At 66.0% G+C, this 18,273-nt stretch carries 21 protein-coding genes and 1 tRNA gene; 16 read left to right on the top strand and 6 right to left on the bottom strand.

The genetic code is table 11. The features are described 5' to 3' along the window. The first annotated feature begins 59 nt into the window (after positions 1-59). The 10 genes from ACAM57_RS13290 (at position 60) to ACAM57_RS13245 (ending at position 8,164) form a co-directional block, all read left to right on the top strand. Positions 60-875 (top strand): hypothetical protein, encoded by an 816-nt coding sequence (locus tag ACAM57_RS13290; protein WP_369661971.1) that lies wholly within the window; start codon positions 60-62, stop codon positions 873-875. 35 nt (positions 876-910) lie between these two features. Then, positions 911-1,216, top strand: coding sequence for a DUF1330 domain-containing protein (locus ACAM57_RS13285; protein ID WP_369661970.1), 306 nt, complete (start codon positions 911-913; stop codon positions 1,214-1,216). Positions 1,217-1,313: 97 nt separating this feature from the next. Further along, complete coding sequence (locus ACAM57_RS13280; RefSeq protein WP_126023871.1) at positions 1,314-2,234, top strand: DMT family transporter; 921 nt, start codon at positions 1,314-1,316, stop codon at positions 2,232-2,234. 51 nt (positions 2,235-2,285) lie between these two features. Further along, positions 2,286-3,011 (top strand): alanyl-tRNA editing protein, encoded by a 726-nt coding sequence (locus ACAM57_RS13275; protein ID WP_369661969.1) that lies wholly within the window; start codon positions 2,286-2,288, stop codon positions 3,009-3,011. Positions 3,012-3,041: 30 nt separating this feature from the next. Next, positions 3,042-3,659: a Rieske 2Fe-2S domain-containing protein gene (locus ACAM57_RS13270; RefSeq protein WP_369661968.1), complete on the top strand. Its 618-nt coding sequence runs from the start codon at positions 3,042-3,044 to the stop codon at positions 3,657-3,659. 77 nt (positions 3,660-3,736) lie between these two features. Further along, a complete protein-coding gene (locus ACAM57_RS13265) occupies positions 3,737-3,871 on the top strand; it encodes a hypothetical protein (protein WP_369661967.1) in 135 nt (44 codons plus the stop codon). A gap of 66 nt (positions 3,872-3,937) precedes the next feature. After that, positions 3,938-5,044: a Leu/Phe/Val dehydrogenase gene (locus tag ACAM57_RS13260; RefSeq protein ID WP_369661966.1), complete on the top strand. Its 1,107-nt coding sequence runs from the start codon at positions 3,938-3,940 to the stop codon at positions 5,042-5,044. Further along, positions 5,041-6,183: an acetylornithine deacetylase gene (gene argE, locus ACAM57_RS13255; RefSeq protein ID WP_369661965.1), complete on the top strand. Its 1,143-nt coding sequence runs from the start codon at positions 5,041-5,043 to the stop codon at positions 6,181-6,183. Before ACAM57_RS13260 ends, argE begins: the two co-directional genes overlap by 4 nt. Then, complete coding sequence (locus ACAM57_RS13250; protein WP_369661964.1) at positions 6,180-7,535, top strand: MFS transporter; 1,356 nt, start codon at positions 6,180-6,182, stop codon at positions 7,533-7,535. The genes argE and ACAM57_RS13250 overlap by 4 nt, the downstream gene beginning before the upstream one ends. A 47-nt stretch (positions 7,536-7,582) precedes the next feature. Next, the gene (locus ACAM57_RS13245; protein WP_369661963.1) at positions 7,583-8,164 is read left to right on the top strand and encodes a class I tRNA ligase family protein; all 582 of its coding nucleotides are present in this window, start codon (positions 7,583-7,585) and stop codon (positions 8,162-8,164) included. A gap of 70 nt (positions 8,165-8,234) precedes the next feature. Here the strand turns inward: ACAM57_RS13245 and ACAM57_RS13240 are convergent. The 6 genes from ACAM57_RS13240 to cysS form a co-directional block, all read right to left on the bottom strand. Next, positions 8,235-8,327 (bottom strand) — tRNA-Ser (locus ACAM57_RS13240). A gap of 27 nt (positions 8,328-8,354) precedes the next feature. After that, positions 8,355-9,623, bottom strand: coding sequence for an aspartate kinase (locus tag ACAM57_RS13235; RefSeq protein ID WP_126023864.1), 1,269 nt, complete (start codon positions 9,621-9,623; stop codon positions 8,355-8,357). Between the two features lie 55 nt (positions 9,624-9,678). Further along, positions 9,679-10,656, bottom strand: a complete 978-nt coding sequence (gene tilS, locus ACAM57_RS13230; RefSeq protein ID WP_369661962.1) for a tRNA lysidine(34) synthetase TilS — start codon at positions 10,654-10,656, stop codon at positions 9,679-9,681. A 15-nt stretch (positions 10,657-10,671) separates the two neighbouring features. Beyond that, positions 10,672-11,655, bottom strand: a complete 984-nt coding sequence (locus ACAM57_RS13225; RefSeq protein ID WP_126023862.1) for an acetyl-CoA carboxylase carboxyltransferase subunit alpha — start codon at positions 11,653-11,655, stop codon at positions 10,672-10,674. A 151-nt stretch (positions 11,656-11,806) separates the two neighbouring features. Further along, positions 11,807-12,457, bottom strand: a complete 651-nt coding sequence (locus ACAM57_RS13220; protein WP_369661961.1) for a DNA-3-methyladenine glycosylase — start codon at positions 12,455-12,457, stop codon at positions 11,807-11,809. Between the two features lie 17 nt (positions 12,458-12,474). Next, positions 12,475-13,851, bottom strand: coding sequence for a cysteine--tRNA ligase (cysS, locus tag ACAM57_RS13215; RefSeq protein ID WP_369661960.1), 1,377 nt, complete (start codon positions 13,849-13,851; stop codon positions 12,475-12,477). Between the two features lie 215 nt (positions 13,852-14,066). Here cysS and ACAM57_RS13210 point away from each other — a divergent pair, with 215 nt between their 5' ends. From ACAM57_RS13210 to ACAM57_RS13185, 6 genes are all read left to right on the top strand, one after another. Further along, entirely contained in the window at positions 14,067-14,657 is a 591-nt protein-coding gene (locus tag ACAM57_RS13210) for a tetratricopeptide repeat protein (RefSeq protein ID WP_126023859.1), read from the top strand. Positions 14,658-14,733: 76 nt separating this feature from the next. Continuing rightward, on the top strand, positions 14,734-15,327 hold the full coding sequence (locus ACAM57_RS13205) for a peptidylprolyl isomerase (RefSeq protein WP_369661959.1): 594 nt from the start codon (positions 14,734-14,736) through the stop codon (positions 15,325-15,327). A gap of 50 nt (positions 15,328-15,377) precedes the next feature. Next, positions 15,378-15,890 (top strand): peptidylprolyl isomerase, encoded by a 513-nt coding sequence (locus ACAM57_RS13200; RefSeq protein ID WP_184637337.1) that lies wholly within the window; start codon positions 15,378-15,380, stop codon positions 15,888-15,890. Positions 15,891-15,930: 40 nt separating this feature from the next. Next, the gene (locus tag ACAM57_RS13195) at positions 15,931-16,707 is read left to right on the top strand and encodes a UDP-2,3-diacylglucosamine diphosphatase (RefSeq protein ID WP_126023856.1); all 777 of its coding nucleotides are present in this window, start codon (positions 15,931-15,933) and stop codon (positions 16,705-16,707) included. 17 nt (positions 16,708-16,724) lie between these two features. Next, complete coding sequence (locus ACAM57_RS13190; RefSeq protein WP_369661958.1) at positions 16,725-17,516, top strand: zinc-dependent peptidase; 792 nt, start codon at positions 16,725-16,727, stop codon at positions 17,514-17,516. Positions 17,517-17,610: 94 nt separating this feature from the next. Next, positions 17,611-18,207, top strand: a complete 597-nt coding sequence (locus tag ACAM57_RS13185) for a hypothetical protein (RefSeq protein WP_369661957.1) — start codon at positions 17,611-17,613, stop codon at positions 18,205-18,207. Positions 18,208-18,273 lie beyond the last annotated feature (66 nt).

Genomic DNA, 18,273 nt, shown 5'->3' with positions numbered 1-18,273 from the left:
ACCGTTAATCGAATTCTCCCCTTGGCATTTTTTCAACCCACTGTGATTAGGAGCAAGAAATGAGCGTAACCATTTCCGATCTGGTTGATAGAGTCAAAAGTCACCGGTGCTATTCACACCCGATTTTCAAGAATTGGGCAAGGGTGGAACCGGAACCGCCCGTCGTCGGTGCCCTGTTCCACCAGATCCAGAGCTTCTGCGCCTCGACGCGTCCGGGCTGGAGCTTTCCCGACGCGCTGAAGAAGCACGGCCTGCACAAGCAGAGCGAGCTGCTCGAGGAGATCGTCGAGAGCGAATCGGGCCACGGCCCCGAACTCGCGACGATGGCCGGCTTCATCGTCAACCAGTCGGCCGAGGCGCCGGTGTTCTCCGACCTCTACAACCAGGAGAAGGTCGAGGCGAAGCTCAAGGCCTTCTCCGACCAGTTGCTCGGCTCCCTGCCCGGCTACGACATGGAGACCGGCCTGACCACGCAGGTGCGCAAGGCCATCGGCGTTTTCGATCACCGCAAGCTGACGGACATCGAGAACACCTACCGCAACCTGGGCACCACGCTGGCGCTCGAGATGATCTCCAACCAGCAGCTGATTCCGGGCGAGAAGTACTGCCTGGTCGACAGCGGCATCTACAACGCCGACCTGGAGAAGCCCGAGATGCACTACCTGCTGGAACACTGGGGCGAAGTCGGCGCCGAACAGCATCACGAGCAGAACGCGCGCACCGCGGTCGAGCTGGCGCTGAAGACGGAATACGCCCACCTCGTCATCGAAGGCGCGGACGACTTCCTCGACTCGCTGACCGGCCTGTGGGACGTGCTGGACGCGGCGCTGCTGCAATCCGGCGTCGCGACGCAGAAGAAGGTCGCCTACGTCTGACGGCGCGAGCGGCCGAGCCTCCACGGGAACGCCAGATGGTCGCCTATCTGATCGGCCGGATGTCCATCGTGAATCCGGACCAGTACAACCAATACAAGCAACTCACGCCCGGCATCGTCGAGAAGTTCGGCGGCAGGTTCCTGACGCGGGGAGGCGAGCGCATGCACCTGGAAGGCGCTCACGACGACAGGCGAGTGGTTCTCGTGGAGTTCAAGACCGCGGACGCGGCGAGGAAGTTCTACGAGTCGCCCGAATACACCCACGCAAGAGGGTTGCGAAAGGACGCCGCGATCGACATGCAGCTCATGGTGATCGAGGGGTTCGAGGAGCCGCCGGCCTAGCCGGGCAGATCTTCTGCACCACGTCCTCTTCCTGAAGATTCATTCACAACAAATCGCCCGATACGACCGATGGAGACTCGGTCGTGTCATACCGAACATGACGACAACCATTGCCCTGCCGGCTGCTTCGAAGAGCAGCTTCTTCTCATTCGTCGCGCTACTACTGGGCGCGGCGGCGTTGGCGCTGGGCGGCGTTTTCCTGCGCCACAGCGAGCTACCGCCGACCGCGAGCGCCGTCTACCGGGTTGCGCTGGCAATCCCGATCTTCTTCCTGCTCGACATGCTCGCGGCGAGGTCCGAGCCGGTACCCGCGGGGGCACAGCAAGCCGGCCAGCAACCCACGCCGCGCATTCCCTTCAAGCTCATCCTCGTTGGCTTCATCTTCTCGGGCAACCTCGCGCTGTATCACTGGTCGATGACGCTGACCACGCTGGCCAACTCCAACCTGCTCGCGAATCTCGCTCCCATCTTCGTGGTGCTCGGCTCCAACATCTTTCTCGGAAAGAGGTTCAAGCGGGGCTTCCTGTTCGGCATGCTGTTCGCGCTGACCGGCGCGTTCATCCTCATAGGCCACCGGCTCGACTTCGGCTCGAACTACATGGCCGGCAACCTGCTCGGCCTGCTGACCGCCGTGTTCTACGGCTCCTACCTGCTGGCGGTGAGCCTCGTGCGCTCCAACTACCGCACCATGACCGTCATGGCCTGGAGCAGCGTGGGCACGTTCATCATCCTTCTGCCCATCACGCTGCTGCGCGGCGAGTCGCTGGTGCCGCACACGATGCATGGCGTGCTGATGCTGGTGGCGCTGGCGGTGGTGTCGCACGTGGGCGGCCAGGGCCTCATCGCCTATGCGCTGGCCAAGCTGCCGGCGGCCATGTCGTCGATCACCCTGCTGATACAGCCCGTCATCGCGACCGTGTTCGGCGCGTACCTGTTCCACGAGTACCTCAGCGCCACCGAATTCGTCGGGGCCGTGGTCATCCTGGCCGGCATCGTGACGGCCAGGCGCTTCTCCTGAGCAAGAAGCAACCCGCAAGAAATCAAGCATCCCGCACAACCCGAGGAATACATGTCTCCGTATCTCTGCCACATCGAACCCGAGCGCTTCGAATTCGAGGCCGACGTCATCGCGCGCCGGCCGAATGCCGTGCTTCTCGACAAGTCCTACTTCTATCCGGGCGGCGGCGGGCAGCTGGCGGATCGCGGCACGCTGCATTGGAACGGCAGCCAGCTCAGGATCGACCGCATCGAGATGGAAGGCAGGAATGCCTGGCACTACTTCGACGAGGCGGACATCGGCAAGGTGCCGGGCGACAAGGTCATCGCCAGCGTCGACCAGGATTTCCGCTCGATGATGTGCCAGCTGCACACCGGCCTGCACATCCTGAACGCCCTGGTCTACCAGCGCTTCGAAGGCTCCCTGGTCACCGGCGTGCAGATGGCGGCCGACGGCACGGCCCGCATCGACTTCGACCTGCCCACGGTCGACAACAACGAGCTGCGCAAGCTCGAGCCCGAACTCAACAGCCTGATCTCCGACGGGCTGCAGGTGAACGCGGTGTATCTCGATTCGGCCGCGCTCGCGCGCGAGCCCGGCGTGCTGCGCAGCCGCTCGGTCGCGCCGCCGGCCCAGGACGACGGCACCACCCGCATCATCGAGATCGTGGGCCTCGACCGGCAGGCCTGCGGCGGCACCCATCTCTCGAAGACTTCGCAATCGGCTCCGCTGCGCATCATGAAGATCGAGAACAAGGGGCAGCACAACCGGAGGATCCGGATCGGACTGGTCAAGTAGACCGATCCAGCACACCGAGGAAGGCAAGACATGACGGTCGAAGCGGCTCTTCCACGTCCCTTGCCCGAGGGCTTCCTGCCTTCCGGCTGCAGCTACGCGCAGCAGGACTGGCCCGTGCTCGCGCGGCAGTGGTTTCCGCTCGTGCGCGCCGACGATCCGCTTGCGACGCCGAGGCAGGTCGTGCTGCTGAACCTGCGGCTCGCCGTCTACCGCATGCCCGACGGCATGCGCATCGGCCGCGACATGTGCCCGCACCGCGGGCTGCCGCTGAGCAGCGGGCGCATCGAGGGAGAAGAGCTGGTCTGCGCCTACCACGGCCTGCGCTTCGGCTCCGATGGGCAATGCCGGCTGGTGCCGGAGAAGCTCGCGCCCAAGACGGCGGATTGCTTCAGGATCACGGCGTTTCCGGCGGTCGAGCGGCATGGGCTTATCTGGACCTGCCTGATTCCCGAGGACGAGACCTGGATGCCTTCCGTTCCCTCTTCGGAGGGGACATCACCGCTGGATGGCGCGATATCGATCTTCAAACTTTCAATCGGACCTCTGAGCGATTCACAGAAGGAGCTCGCGCTTAACGAGCTGCACAGACTTCTCAAGGAGATGGCCTTCGGCGGAATTCCGGACGCCCTTCTCTCCTCTGGCGCCTGAATTTTCTCCGCCAGAAATTTTCGCCAATATCACGGCGACTCTCCCTGTCATGCTTGACCTCAAAGCGAGGCCAACACATGACGCAATCATTCCGCCAGGCAAGCACTGAAGTCCTGCCGCTATGCGGCTCGCAGCCCGATGTCCATCCGGTGGAGCTGCTTCTATACCTGCGCCGCCTGCTGCTGTACCTAGCTTCCTCTTGCAGGCATTGACAAGGCGGCCTTCCACAGTTCGAAGCAGCTCCGCACTCGTTCACCCGAACTCGAAAAAAGAACCAGATGACAGTCTTCTCCACCGAGTCTTTCGCGGACCACGAACAGGTCGTCTTCATATCCGATGACCGGGTCGGGCTCCGGGCCATCATCGCCGTCCACAGCACCACGCTCGGGCCCGCGCTGGGCGGCTGCCGGATGTATCCGTACGCCGACGAGGCTTCCGCCCTGCGCGATGTGCTCCGGCTCTCGCGCGGCATGACCTTCAAGGCCGCCGCCGCGGGGCTGGGCCTGGGCGGCGGCAAGTCGGTGATCCTCGGCGATCCGCGCAAGAGCAAGACGCCCGACCTGCTGCGGGCGATGGGCGTGGCGGTCAACCGCCTGGGCGGGCGCTACATCACGGCCGAAGATGTCGGCACCACGGTCGACGACTTCGCCTGGGTGCGACAGAGCACTCGGCATGTGGTCGGCCTGCCGGAGGCACTGGGCGGCACGGGCGACCCGTCGCCGACCACGGCGCTGGGGGTCTACCACGGCATCGTGGCCGGCGTCGCGCACCGGCTGGGCCGCGACCTGCGCGGGCTGACGGTGGCCGTGCAGGGCCTGGGCAACGTCGGCTGGAGCCTGTGCCGGCTGCTCGCCGAGGCAGGAGCGCACCTGGTGGTGTGCGACATCGATCCGGTACTCGCGGGCAAGGCCGCAGCAGAGTTCGGCGCGAAGATCGTCGAGCCCGACGCCATCTACGCCGTGCACGCCGAGGTGTTCGCTCCCTGCGCGATGGGCGCCGTCGTCAACGACAAGACACTGCCGCAGATGCGCTTTCGCGTGATCGCGGGCGGCGCGAACAACCAGCTCGCACGCGACGAGCACGGCCGGCAGTTGCGCGAGAGGGAGATCCTCTACGCACCGGATTTCGTCATCAACGCGGGCGGCCTGATCCGCGTGGCGTCGGAGCACGAAGGCTTCAACCGCGCGAAGGTCGATTCGCAGGTGGAAGGCATCGGTGCCACGCTGCGCCGCATCTTCGAGCTGGCCGACCGCGAGGGTACGCCGACCCAGTCGGCCGCGATGCGGCTCGTGCAGGAGCGGCTGGGCGGCAGCGGCAAGCCGGGCGGCACCGCCACAGGCACCGGCAACACCAACGAGCGGCCCCTTGCCGAGCGCGTCGCATGAACACCATCGACATCCTGCGCGCCCTGGTGGCATTCGACACGACCTCGCATCGTTCCAACCTCGAGCTGATCCACTGGATCGCCGACTACCTCGCGGGATACGGCGTGAAGGTGCAGCTCGTGCACAGCGAAGACAGGCGCAAGGCCAACCTGCTGGCCAGCATCGGCCCCGACACCGCCGGCGGCATGGTGCTCTCGGGGCACAGCGACGTGGTGCCCGTGACCGGCCAGAACTGGAGCGCCAGCCCCTTCACGCTGGTCGAGCGCAACGGCCGCCTGCACGGGCGCGGCGCGGCGGACATGAAGGGCTTCATCGCCGCGTGCCTGTCGGCCGTGCCCTCGTGGCGGCGACAGCCGCTGCGCCGGCCGATCCACCTGGCCTTTTCCTATGACGAGGAGATCGGCTGCCTGGGCGTTCCGCAGTTGGTGGAGCGACTGAAGGCGCAGGTGGAAGAACCCGCGCTGGCCATCGTCGGCGAGCCGACCGAGATGCGCGTCGGCGTGCGGCATCGCGGCTTCTTCGGGCACCGTGCGCTCTTCACCGGGCTGCCCGCGCATTCGAGCGACCCGTCGCTGGGCGCCAGCGCGATCGAGCCCGCCGCCTACCTCGTCACCCGGCTCGCCGGGCTTCGGCGCAACCTTGCGGGGCGCGGCGGCGAGGCCACCATCAACATCGGCCAGATCAACGGCGGCACCGCGATCAACATCGTGCCGGGCTGCTGCGAGGTGCTGTGGGAGTTCCGGCCGCAGGACGAGGCCACGGCCCGGCTCGTGCGCGACGCGGTCCGCGATGCGCTGGCCGACCTCCCTGCCGGCGTGACGGTGGAAGCCAGCCAGGTCGCCGGCGTGCCGGCGCTCTCGGCGCGCGACAACGACACGGCCGTCTCCGTGGCACGCGAACTCGGCGCGCTCTGGCCCGAGGCGGAACTGCCCTTCGGCACCGAGGCCGGCTTCTTCCAGCAGGTCGGCATCTCGACGGTGGTCTGCGGCCCCGGCTCCATCGCGCAGGCGCACCAGCCCGACGAATGGATCGCCGCAAGCCAGCTGCAGGCGGCCGACCGCTTCATGCAATCGGCCGGCGCATGGGCCCTTTCCAGGTCCGCCACCCGTTCAACGACTCCAACTCTCAAGACAGCATGAAAAACCTTGACGCTGCCGCGCTGGCGGACGCCACGAGCAACCTCGCTCCCCTTTCCTCTTCCCACGAAGTTCCCGTGCAGGCCGTACGAACACAGGATGCGACGCGCCGCACAATCCTCGCCGCCGTCATCGGCAACACGCTGGAGTGGTTCGACTTCGCGGTCTACGGCTTCTTCGCGCTCACGATCTCGCGCCTCTTCTTTCCCACAGGCGACGAGACCTCCTCGCTGCTGCTGACAGTAGCGACCTTCGGCGTGGGTTTCGTGATGCGGCCGGTCGGCGCGGTGGTCCTGGGCGCGATCGGCGACTCGCGCGGGCGCAAGGCGGCGCTGTCCACCACGATCATGCTGATGGCGCTGGGCACGGCCATGATCGGCTTTGCGCCGACGTATGCCGACGCGGGCCTCTGGGCGCCCGCCTGGATCGTGCTGGCGCGGCTGATACAGGGCTTCTCCGCCGGCGGCGAGGTCGGCGGCGCGACGGCCTTCCTGGTCGAGCACGCGCCCAAGGGCCGACGAGGCTACTTCGCGAGCTGGCAGCAGGCGAGCCAGGCCGGCGCGCTGCTGCTGGGTTCGGTCTTCGGCGCGACGCTGACCGATGTGCTCACGCCGGAGCAGCTCCAGGCGTGGGGGTGGCGAGTACCCTTCCTGTTCGGGTTGATCATCGGGCCGGTGGGCTGGTACATCCGCACCCGCACGCAGGAGCCCGAGAGCTTCCGGCAGGCCAGGGCGGCCGGCCAGCAGGCTTCGCCCCTCAGGCAGGCGCTGGGGTCCTATCGCAGGGAAATCATCGCCGGCTTCGGCGTGACCATCGTGTGGACGGTGTGCACGTATTTCTTCCTGGTCTACATGCCGACGTATGCGGTGCGCACGCTGAAGCTGCCGCAGAGCGTGTCGCTGTGGGCCAATGGCGCGGGGCTGATGGTGCTGGTGGTGCTGGCGCCCTTCTTCGGCGCGCTGTCGGATCGCATCGGGCGCAGGCCGCTGCTGATCGGCTTCGCCACCGCGATCCTCGTGCTGGCCTATCCGGCACTTTGGCTTCTCACGGCCGTGCCCAACCCGTCGACGCTGACCATCGTGCTGCTGGTCTTCGCGGTGCTGATCGCCGGCTTCACCGGCCCCGCGCCCGCTGCCATGGCCGAGCTCTATCCGCCGCAGGTGCGGTCCACGGGTCTTTCCATTGCCTACAACTTCGCTGTCACGATCTTCGGGGGCTTCGCGCCCTTCATTGCAACGGCGCTGATCGCGCGGACGGGGAATCCGCTCGCTCCCGCCTGGTACGTGGTGTTCGCGGCGGCGGCCAGCCTCGTCGCGCTGCTGGCGGCCGGCTCGGCCTTGCGCAACAGGGACTGACCGACAACAACGCAACCGACCGCTCTCCCGAAAAAAGAAAACACCGCATGCCAAACCTGAAAGACACCCTGAACCTGCTGAAGACACCGTTCCCGATGAAGAGCGACCTGCCGAAGCGCGAGCCAGCACTGGTCGAGCGCTGGGCGCAGCAGCGCATCTATGCGCGGATGCGTGAAGCGGCCATCGGGCGCCCGCCGTTCGTGCTGCACGACGGCCCGCCGTACGCGAACGGCGACATCCATATCGGGCACGCGGTGAACAAGGTGCTCAAGGACATGGTCTTCAAGAGCCGCTTCTTCGACGGCTTCGACTCGCAATGGATTCCGGGCTGGGATTGCCACGGCATGCCCATCGAGCACCGCATCGAGCAGATGAACGGCCGGGACCTGCCGACCGAGCAGGTGCAGAAGCTGTGCCGCGACTACGCCATGCAGCAGACGCTGAGCCAGAAGAAGGTCCTGAGGGTCGGCAGCAAGGTCGACGTGAGGGTCAGGCAGTCCTCGTTCCTGCGCTGCAGGAGGTGCTGGCGGCACGACGCCACCGTGGTGGACGAAGAAGGCGAGCAAGGAATGCTCTGCGAGCGGTGCCGGACAGTGCTCGCCGGACTTCCCGAACTGCACGGCGCCTGATGGCTCCGTCGCCGGATTGAGCCGGCAAAGAAAAAACCCCTGTAGCTGGAGAGCTACAGGGGTCGCATCTTGGCGGAACCGGAGGGATTCGAACCCTCGATGAGGCTCTACACCCCATACTCCCTTAGCAGGGGAGCACCTTCGGCCACTCGGTCACAGTTCCTGAAAGAAGCTGAGATTATGCCACTACTTAGGTGCCCGGCTGATCCAGATCGAAGGCTTTGTGCAGTGCGCGCACTGCCAATTCCATATATTTTTCGTCGATCACGACCGAAGTCTTGATTTCGCTCGTCGAGATCATCTGGATGTTGATACCTTCTTCGGCCAGCACGCGGAACATCTTGCTCGCCACGCCCACGTGGCTGCGCATGCCGATGCCCACGATGCTGACCTTGCAGATCTTGGTGTCGCCAACCACTTCGGTCGCGCCCAGCGAGGGCATCACCTTCGACTGCAGCAGGTCGATCGTCTTCGCGTACTCGTTGCGGTGAACGGTGAAGCTGAAGTCGGTCTTTCCGTCCTTGCTGAGGTTCTGGATGATCACGTCGACTTCGATGTTGGCGTCGGCCACCGCACCGAGGATGTGATACGCGATGCCCGGCTTGTCGGGCACGCCGAGCACCGAGATCTTGGCTTCGTCGCGGTTGAATGCGATGCCGGATACGACGGCTTGTTCCATGTTTTCGTCTTCCTCGAAAGTGATCAGCGTGCCGGACTTGGCCTCTTCATTGATGTCGATGTCCCACGGCGTGAAGCTCGAAAGCACACGCAGCGGCACCTTGTACTTGCCGGCGAACTCCACCGAGCGGATCTGCAGCACCTTGGAGCCCAGGCTCGCCATTTCGAGCATTTCCTCGAAGCTCACGGTCGTCAGGCGGCGCGCATCGGGCTCGACGCGCGGGTCGGTCGTGTAGACGCCGTCCACGTCGGTGTAGATCAGGCACTCGTTGGCCTTCATCGCCGCTGCAATGGCCACGGCCGAGGTGTCGCTGCCGCCGCGGCCCAGCGTGGTGATGTTGCCGTCGTCGTCCACGCCCTGGAAGCCCGTGATGACCACCACCCTGCCGGCATTGAGGTCGGACATGACGCGCTCGCTGTCGATGCTCTCGATGCGGGCCTTGGTGTAGGAGTTGTCGGTGCGCACCGAAACCTGCCAGCCCGCGTAGCTCACGGACTCGACGCCCTCGGCCTGCAGCGCGATGGCCAGCAGTGCCGACGAAGCCTGCTCGCCTGTGGAGGCCAGCATGTCGAGCTCGCGGTTGTGGGCCACGCCGGGTTTGCTGGGCGCCAGTTCCTTGGCCAGGCCGAGCAGGCGGTTGGTCTCGCCGCTCATGGCACTCGGAACCACGATCATCTGGTGGCCTGCGCGCGCCCACTTGGCGACACGCTTGGCGACATTCTTGATGCGCTCGGTCGAGCCCATCGACGTACCGCCGTATTTGTGAACGATCAATGCCATGGGTGAAATCAGAGAAAAGGAAAGGGCCGCTTGATGGGCGGCGCCCTGCAAGCGGTCAGAGCGAAGTCTTCGGCGAGGGCGCAACATTGTACCAATGCAGCAAGTCGCCCCTGCGTTCGACGAAACCGGCGCCCACCTTGAGGTGGATGCGATGGCCGCGCGTGGTGCAGGCACGGACCTGATCGAGCAGCTGTTCCAACTGCGCCGCGCTGGGCCCGCAGCCGTGCGAGCGCATCAGCCAGTGGCGCAGCACGTTGGCCTGGCGCGCGCGCGACAGTGCCTGCAGCGTGGCGATGCGCGGCGGGCTGCCCACGCTTTCCAGGTCGTGCGCCGCCAGTTCGTTCAGCAGTTGCTGAGCCTGCGCGGCGTGGCCCACGCTGCGCGCGAAGGTGGAGCGGAACTGCGGAAAGGCCTGCTCCAGCGCGGGCAACAGCACGGAGCGGATCCTGTTGCGCGTGTAGCGCGCGTCCTCGTTGGTCGGGTCCTCGATCCACGGCAGCTCGCGGCCGGCCAGCCATTCGCGAACCTCGGCGCCCGCCACCGCGAGCAGCGGACGGTAGATGTCGAGCCCGTTGCGCTGCGCATGCGCCGGCATGGCCGCCAGCCCCGGCAGCCCCGCACCGCGCGACAGCGCCAGCAGCAGGGTCTCGACCTGGTCGTCGGCGTGGTGCCCCAGCACGACGGACCTGATCGCTCCCCTGGCCTCGTCCGCACGCGCCATCTCGGCGAATGCCGCGTAGCGGGCCCGGCGGGCGGCGTCTTCAGGGCTTTCGCCCGCCGCATGCCGCGCATCGACGCGATGGACGACCAGCGGCACGCGCAGGCGCTCGCACATCGAACGGCAATGCTGCTCGAATCCGTCGGCCGCAGCCTGCAGCCCGTGATGCACATGGAAGGCGACCACCTGCCCCGGCCAGCGCGCTGCGCAGGCGGCCAGCAAGGCGGTCGAATCGGCGCCGCCGCTGAACCCCACCGCCAGCGGCCAATGCGCCGGCTCGAACGCGGCAATGGCGCGTTCGAAAGCGGAGTTCATGACGGCGCCTGTGAGTTACCTGCCGCTGCTGTCGGCCTTGGTGTCGTTGAAGCGGCCGTAGCTCTGCAGGCGCTCATAGCGGCGCTCCAGCAGTTCCTTCGGCTTGAGGTCGCTGACCTGGCGGAAGGCGTCGTTGAGAGCGCGCTTGAGGAAGGCAGCCATCTGGCGATGGTCGCGGTGCGCGCCGCCCACGGGCTCGTTCACGATCTTGTCGACCAGGCCCAGCGCCTTGAGGCGGTGCGCGGTAATGCCCAGCGCATCGGCGGCTTCCTGAGCCTTCTCGCCCGTCTTCCAGAGGATGGAAGCGCAGCCCTCGGGGCTGATCACGGAATAAATGGAGTACTGCAGCATCAGCAGCTGGTCACCGACCGAGATCGCCAGCGCGCCGCCGGAGCCGCCCTCGCCGATGATGGTGACGATGATCGGCACCTCGAGCTGCGCCATCTCGAAGATGTTGCGGCCGATGGCTTCCGACTGGCCGCGCTCCTCGGCGTCGATGCCGGGGTATGCGCCGGGGGTGTCCACGAAGGTGAAGACCGGCAGCTTGAACTTCTCGGCCGTCTTCATGAGGCGCAGCGCCTTGCGGTAGCCCTCGGGCTTGCTCATGCCGAAGTTGCGCGCGGTGCGCTCCTTGGTGTCGCGGCCCTTCTGGTGGCCGATGACCATGCAAGGCACGCCGTTGAAGCGGGCCAGGCCGCCCACGATCGACAGGTCGTCCGAGAAATGGCGGTCGCCGTGCAGTTCGACGAAGTCGGTGAAGATCTCGTTGACGTAGTCCAGCGTGTACGGGCGCTCCGGATGCCGTGCGATCTTGGTGATCTGCCAGGGCGTCAGGTCGCTGTAGATGTCCTTGGTGAGCTGCTGGCTCTTCTTGCCGAGCTGATCGATCTCTTCAGAAATGTCGACCGCGGATTCGGTCTGCACATAGCGCAATTCTTCGATCTTTGTTTCGAGCTCGGCAATCGGCTGCTCGAAGTCGAGGAAGGTTCGTTTCGCCAACGTCTTCTCCTGTTTATTTCAATTTGCTGCCCGCGAGCCCGTCGCATCCCATTCCAGGAACACCGCGGAACCGGCTTTGCCGGGCCGCAGGTGTTGCCCCCTCGAGGGGGTTGGCGAAGCGACACGAAGTGCGCGCAGCCTGGGGGTGTTGCTAATACGTTACTGGAGCGGGATCCAGCGATCGCCAAATATACCAAGTCGCCACGCTGCAATAAGGCGCCCAGGCCACGGCGACATCGCGGGCATCGCTGCGGCTGACCGGGTCGCCCGAGAAGTAGTTGACGCTGATGCCGTTGAGCAGCCCCAGGTCGTCCACGGGCAGCACGTTCGGGCGCATGAGGTGGAAGATGAGGAACATCTCGGCCGTCCAGCGGCCGATGCCGCGGATGGCCACGAGTTCCTCGATGATCTGCTCGTCGGCCATGTCCTTCCATGCATCGACGTGCACCAGGCCCGAGTCGAAATGCAGCGCCAGGTCGACGAGGTACTCGATCTTGCGTGCCGAGAGCCCCGCGCCGCGCATGTCGTCGACCTTGAGCTTGAGCACGTTGGCCGGCGTCAGCTTGCGCGGCAGCGCGGCGAACTTGTCCCAGACCGACTGCGCGGCCTTGACCGAGATCTGCTGGCCGACCACGCTGCGCGCGAGCGTGGTGAACGCATCGCCGCGCGACTCCAGGCAGGCGTCGCCGAACTTCGGGATCAGCCGCTTCATCACGCGGTCCTTGCGCGAGAGGTGCTTGCACGCCTCCTCCCAATAGTCCGGCGTGTATATCTTGACGCTGGGCTTCCTTGGGGCGGGCATGGGGTTCGTGGTTCCGTTCACTGCGCAGCCGCCCAGGTCGTGCCCGTGGGCGAATCCTTGAGCACGATGCCCTGCTCGAGGAGTTCCTGGCGGATGCGGTCGGCTTCGGCAAAGTTCTTCGCGGCCTTGGCGGCGGCGCGGGCGTCGATCTTCGCCTGGATGGTGGCTTCGTCGAGCGTACTGCCCGCCTGCAGGAAGGCCCGCGGATCGCCCTGCAGGATGCCCAGCGAAGCCGCCAGCGCCTTCAGCAGCCCGGCGGTTTCGGGGGATTTGGTACGGTTCACCTCACCGGCCAGCTCGAACAGCACGGCGATGGCCTCCGGCGTGCCGAAGTCCTCGTCCATGGCGGCCTTGAAGCGCGCGGCATGGGGCTGGGCCCAGTCGATGGCCACCTCGGCCGGCACGACCAGGTCGAGCGCGGTGTACAGACGCTTCAGCGAATTGCGCGCGTCGTCCAGATGCGCGTCGCTGTAATTGAGCGCGCTGCGGTAATGCGTGCGCACCAGGAAGAAACGCAGGGTCTCGGCGTCGTACTTCTGCAGCACTTCGCGGATGGTGAAGAAGTTGCCCAGGCTCTTGGACATCTTCTCGTTGTCCACGCGCACGAAGCCGTTGTGCACCCAGAAGCGCGACAGCGGCTTGCCGTTGGCACCCTCGCTCTGCGCGATCTCGTTCTCGTGGTGCGGGAACTGCAGGTCGGCACCGCCGCCGTGGATGTCGAAGGTCTCGCCGAGGGTGGCGCAGCTCATGGCCGAGCATTCGATGTGCCAGCCCGGGCGGCCGGTGCCATAGGCGCTTTCCCATTTCGCGTCAGCGGGCTCGGTCGGCTTTGCGGCCTTCCAGAGCACGAAGTCGAGCGGGTCCTGCTTGCCATCGAGCACGGCGACGCGTTCGCCCGCATGCAGTTCGTCGAGCGACTTGCCGGAGAGCTTGCCGTAGCCCGGGAACTTGCGCACCGCGTAGTTCACGTCGCCGTTGTCGGAGCGGTAGGCCAGGCCCTTCTGCTCGAGCTTCTCGATGATGCCGAGCATCTGCGGCACGTATTCGGTGGCGCGCGGCTCGACGGTGGGCGGCTCGATGCCGAGCGCGCCGATGTCCTCGTGCATGGCCGCGATCACTTCGTCGGTCAGCTCGCGAATGGTGATGCCGCGCTGCACCGAGCGGGCGATGATCTTGTCGTCGATGTCGGTGATGTTGCGCACGTAGGTCACGGCGTAGTCGCTGGCGCGCAGCCAGCGCTGCACCACGTCGAACGCCATCATCATGCGGGCGTGACCGATATGGCAGAAGTCGTAGACCGTCATGCCGCAGACGTACATGCGCACCTGTCCCGGTTGCAATGGGGAGAATTCCTCCAATTCACGCGACAGCGTGTTGTAGATGCGCAGACTCATGAGATTCGGAAAACGTCATTTCGCGCGCGTGCGGCACGGGCGAAAGACGGTGTTTTTCAGGGGTGACTGGGACTGTGTTCGCGAGGGGGTCGACATGGCCCCTCGGTTACAATCCGGTCAAGTATAAACGGCCGCCATCGGGTAGCGTCCGGGTGTTCCCCAAGCCCGCGCCCCGAGTTCGTTCCCCGCATCTCCCCCAAATCCGTCGAGGCTTCATGAAGCACTCCGCTTTCTCCAGACTCTCCATTGCCTTCGCACTGCTGTTCAGCCTCTGGGGCTCCGCGGCGCATGCGAACGAATACGACGACGTGAACGCGCTGCTGCGCCAGGGCAAGTCGAACGAGGCGCTCGCCAAGGCCGACACCTACATCGCCGGCAAGCCACGCGACCCGCAGATGCGCTTCCTGCGCGGCGTGATCCTCACCGAGCAGAACAAGCAGGCCGAGGCCATCATCGCCTTCACCCAGCTCACGCAGGACTTTCCCGAGCTCTCCGAGCCCTACAACAACCTCGCCGCGCTCTACGCGTCGCAAAGCAAGTTCGACCAGGCGCGCGCCGCGCTCGAACAGGCCATCAAGCTCAACCCGAACTACGCCACGGCCCACGAGAACCTCGGTGACGTGTACGCCCGCCTGGCGGCGCAGGAATATGTGCGCGCCCAGCAGTTCGCCAGCACCAACCCCAGCGTCGCGCCCAAACTCGCGCTGATCCGCCAGATCTTCACCTCGAAGACCGAAGCCGAGGCGGCCGCCCTGCCCGCCGCACCTGTGGTCATCCGCAAGCCGGTCGGCCGCGCCAGCAAATAATCTGTCGCCGCTGTCGCGGCACCGCCATGGTGTCGACGGCGCGGCACCGTTCCTCCATCCGCACACGGAGCCTCATTTGACGATCAACTCCTTCTCCCGTTTCAGCCGCCGCGGCGCCCTCGTGCTGGCCGCCGCATTCGCGTTCGCCGCCAGCGCCCATGCGCAAGCGGCCACGCCGCGCGTCAAGCTCGCCACGTCGGCGGGCGACATCGTGGTCGAGCTCGACGAGGCAAAGGCGCCCAAGACGGTCGAGAACTTCCTGCAGTACGTCAAGGACAAGCACTACGACGGCACGGTGTTCCACCGCGTGATCGACGGCTTCATGATCCAGGGCGGCGGCTTCACGGCCGACCTGCAGCAAAAGCCCACGCGCGCGCCCATTCCGCTGGAAGCGAGCAACGGCCTGAAGAACGACAAGTACACGATCGCCATGGCCCGCACCGGCAACCCCAATTCGGCGACCTCGCAGTTCTTCATCAACGTGAAGAACAACGACTCGCTCAACGCGCCCAACCCCGACGGCTACGGCTACACCGTGTTCGGCAAGGTCGTCGCCGGCACCGACGTGGTCGACAAGATCCGCGCGGTGGCCACCGGCAACAAGAACGGCATGCAGAACGTGCCGCTCGAGGCCGTCACCATCAAGTCCGCCACCGTCGTGGCGAAGTAATCGGATCGGTTTTCGAATCGGTTTTTCCCTTCCCAAGCAGGAGCCCAATCATGAGCAATCCCCAAGTCGAACTGCACATCAAGAACCTCGGCGTGATCACGCTCGAACTCGACGCCGCCAAGGCGCCGAAGTCGGTCGAGAACTTCGTCGCGTACGTGAAGAAGGGCCACTACGACAACACGGTGTTCCACCGCGTCATCCCCGGCTTCATGGTGCAAGGCGGGGGCTTCGAACCCGGCATGAAGCAAAAGCCCACCGACGCCGAGATCCAGAACGAAGCCAACAACGGCCTGAAGAACGACACCTACACCGTGGCCATGGCCCGCACCAGCGCGCCCCACTCGGCCACCGCCCAGTTCTTCATCAACGTGGCCGACAACGGCTTCCTGAACCACACCGCTCCCTCGGCCCAGGGCTGGGGCTATGCAGTGTTCGGCAAGGTCATCGCCGGCACCGAAGTGGTCGACAAGATCAAGGCCGTGAAGACCGGCCGCAAGGGCTTCCATGACGACGTGCCGCTCGAGGACGTCGTGATCGAAAAGGCCGTCGTCACCGCGGAATGACCCGCAACCGGCGCAACGCACTCGCGGCAGCGACAGCAGCATGAGCACGGCGGCGAACCCAGCTTTCCCGGAGCTGGTGGCGCCGCCCGCGTGGCGCACGGTCGACCTCATCTCCGACCTGCACCTGCAGGCCGGCGAGCCCGCCACCTTCGAGGCCTGGCAGGGCTATCTGCAGACCACGCCGGCGGACGCGCTCATCATCCTGGGCGACCTGTTCGAGGTGTGGGTGGGCGACGATTCCGCCACGCAGCCAGGCTTCGAGGCCCAGTGCGCCGAACTCCTGCGCCGAACCGCGCAGCGCATGCCCGTGTTCTTCATGCACGGCAACCGCGACTTCCTCGTCGGCCCCGCGTTCGCCGCGCAATGCGGGCTCACGTTGCTCGACGACCCGACCGTGCTGGTGCTGCACGGCCAGCGCTGGCTGCTGAGCCACGGCGACATCCTTTGCCTCGAGGACACCGAATACCTGAAATTCCGCGCGCAGGTGCGCACGCCCGAATGGCAGGCCGCGTTCCTCGCCCGGCCGCTTGAAGAGCGCCGCGCGCTCGCGCGCTCCATGCGCGTGCAGAGCGAAGACCGCAAGCGCAATCCGTCGATGGTCTGGGCAGATGTCGATACGCCGGCCGCGCGCGACTGGCTGCGGCAGGCCAACGCCCACGCGCTGGTGCACGGCCACACGCACCGCCCGGCCGACCACGACCTGGGCAGCGGCCTGCGCCGCATCGTGCTGAGCGACTGGGATGCCGCCGCGCACCCGCCGCGCGCGCAGTTGCTGTGCCTCTCGGCTGCCGGCGCGCAGCGCGTCGACCTGCGCTAGCCGCGCCGCCGCCAGCAATGTTCAAGTGGCTGCGCCGCCTGCGCGCCCTGCCCCCGATCCCCGAAGCCGCGTGGCAGGCCACGCTCCGGCGCTACGCCTTCCTCGGCGCGCTGCCCGAAGCCGATCGGCAGCGGCTGCGCTCGCTCACCGCCGGGTTCCTGCGCGACAAGGAATTCCACGGCGCCAAGGGCTTCACCATCACCAACGAGGTGGCGCTGGCCATCGCGGCGCAGGCCGTGCTGCCGGTGCTGCACCTCAAGGGCGGGCTGAACTGGTACGACGATTTCGTCGGCATCGTCGTGCACCGCTCCGAGGTGGTGGCACGGCGCAAGGTGATCGACGAAGCGCAGGTGGTGCACGAGTACGGCGAAGTCGTGGCCGGCGAGGCCATGGAGCGCGGCCCCGTCATGCTGAGCTGGGACGACGTGCTGGCCAGCAGCATCACCAGCGAGCGCGGCTACAACGTGGTGATCCACGAGTTCGCCCACAAGATCGACATGCGCAGCGGCGACGCCAACGGCTGCCCGCCCCTGCCGCCGGGCTTCGCCGGCCAGCGCAGTTCGCGCGCGGCCCGTGAGGCGTGGCTGGCCGTCCTGCAGCCCGCGTACGACCACTTCCGCGAGCAGACCATCAAGGCCGAGCGCTTCGGCACTGAAGCGCCGTGGCTCGATGCCTATGGCGCCACCTCGATCAGCGAGTTCTTCGCGGTGGCCTGCGAGGCCTACTTCGTGAACCGCTCGAACTTCGCGCGCGACTTCCCCGGAGTGCTCGCGATCTTCGATGAATTCTTTCTGCCTAAAAGGCCCTGAACGTACGTCCAGCCTCAGTTGTAAGCTATCCATTTGATAGCAATTCAACCCTTAACATCGACGGATTATCAACTCGTCCAAAAAGGCACACAACATGAGGGATTGGTTCTATCAGCTCACGGGCAAGGCGTGGATCGCGCTGGTGTTCGGCATCGGCATCCTGGGCTGGGCAGCGTATGCACAGTTCAAGGCCAGCGCGGACACGCACGGCACCGCCGTCGAAGACCTGGTCGCGAAGAGCGGCACGATCGTCAGCGGCAGCGAAGTCACCGAAACGACCAAGCGCCGCCGCGGCGGCAGCAGCACGCGCCGCTACTTCGTGCTCGACGCCAGGCTGGCCGACGGCAACACCGAGAAGTGGCGCGTCGATTACGCAGTCGGCCGCAGCAAGCTGGAGCCGCTGATCGACGAAGCCGTCGAAGTGCGCGTCGATCCCTCGGACAACAACCTGGTCTACGAAGTGAAGCTCAAGGGCAAGCCCGTGGTGTCGCTGGCCGACGTTCAGAAGATCATGGAGGTCAAGGACAAGGCCGCGGCATCGAGCGCCACCGACAAGGGCACGCTGATCGTCGGCGCCCTCGCCCTGCTGCTGGGCATCGGCGGGCTGCTGATCCGCCGCAAGATCCGCGACGGCTATCTGGCCGAGCAGGCTGCGGCAGTGCAGACGCCAGCCATCGGCGAGAAGGTCTGAACCCGGGCTGCAAGGCTCTTACGCAACTGCACCAAAGAAGAAGGCGCCCCGCGGGGCGCCTTTTTC

The organism is Variovorax sp. V15 (assembly GCF_041154425.1).
In the GTDB taxonomy this organism is placed as follows: Bacteria; Pseudomonadota; Gammaproteobacteria; order Burkholderiales; family Burkholderiaceae_C; genus Variovorax; species Variovorax guangxiensis.
Note: the sequence above shows the minus strand (reverse complement) of the source record. Positions and strands in the feature narration are given on the sequence as shown.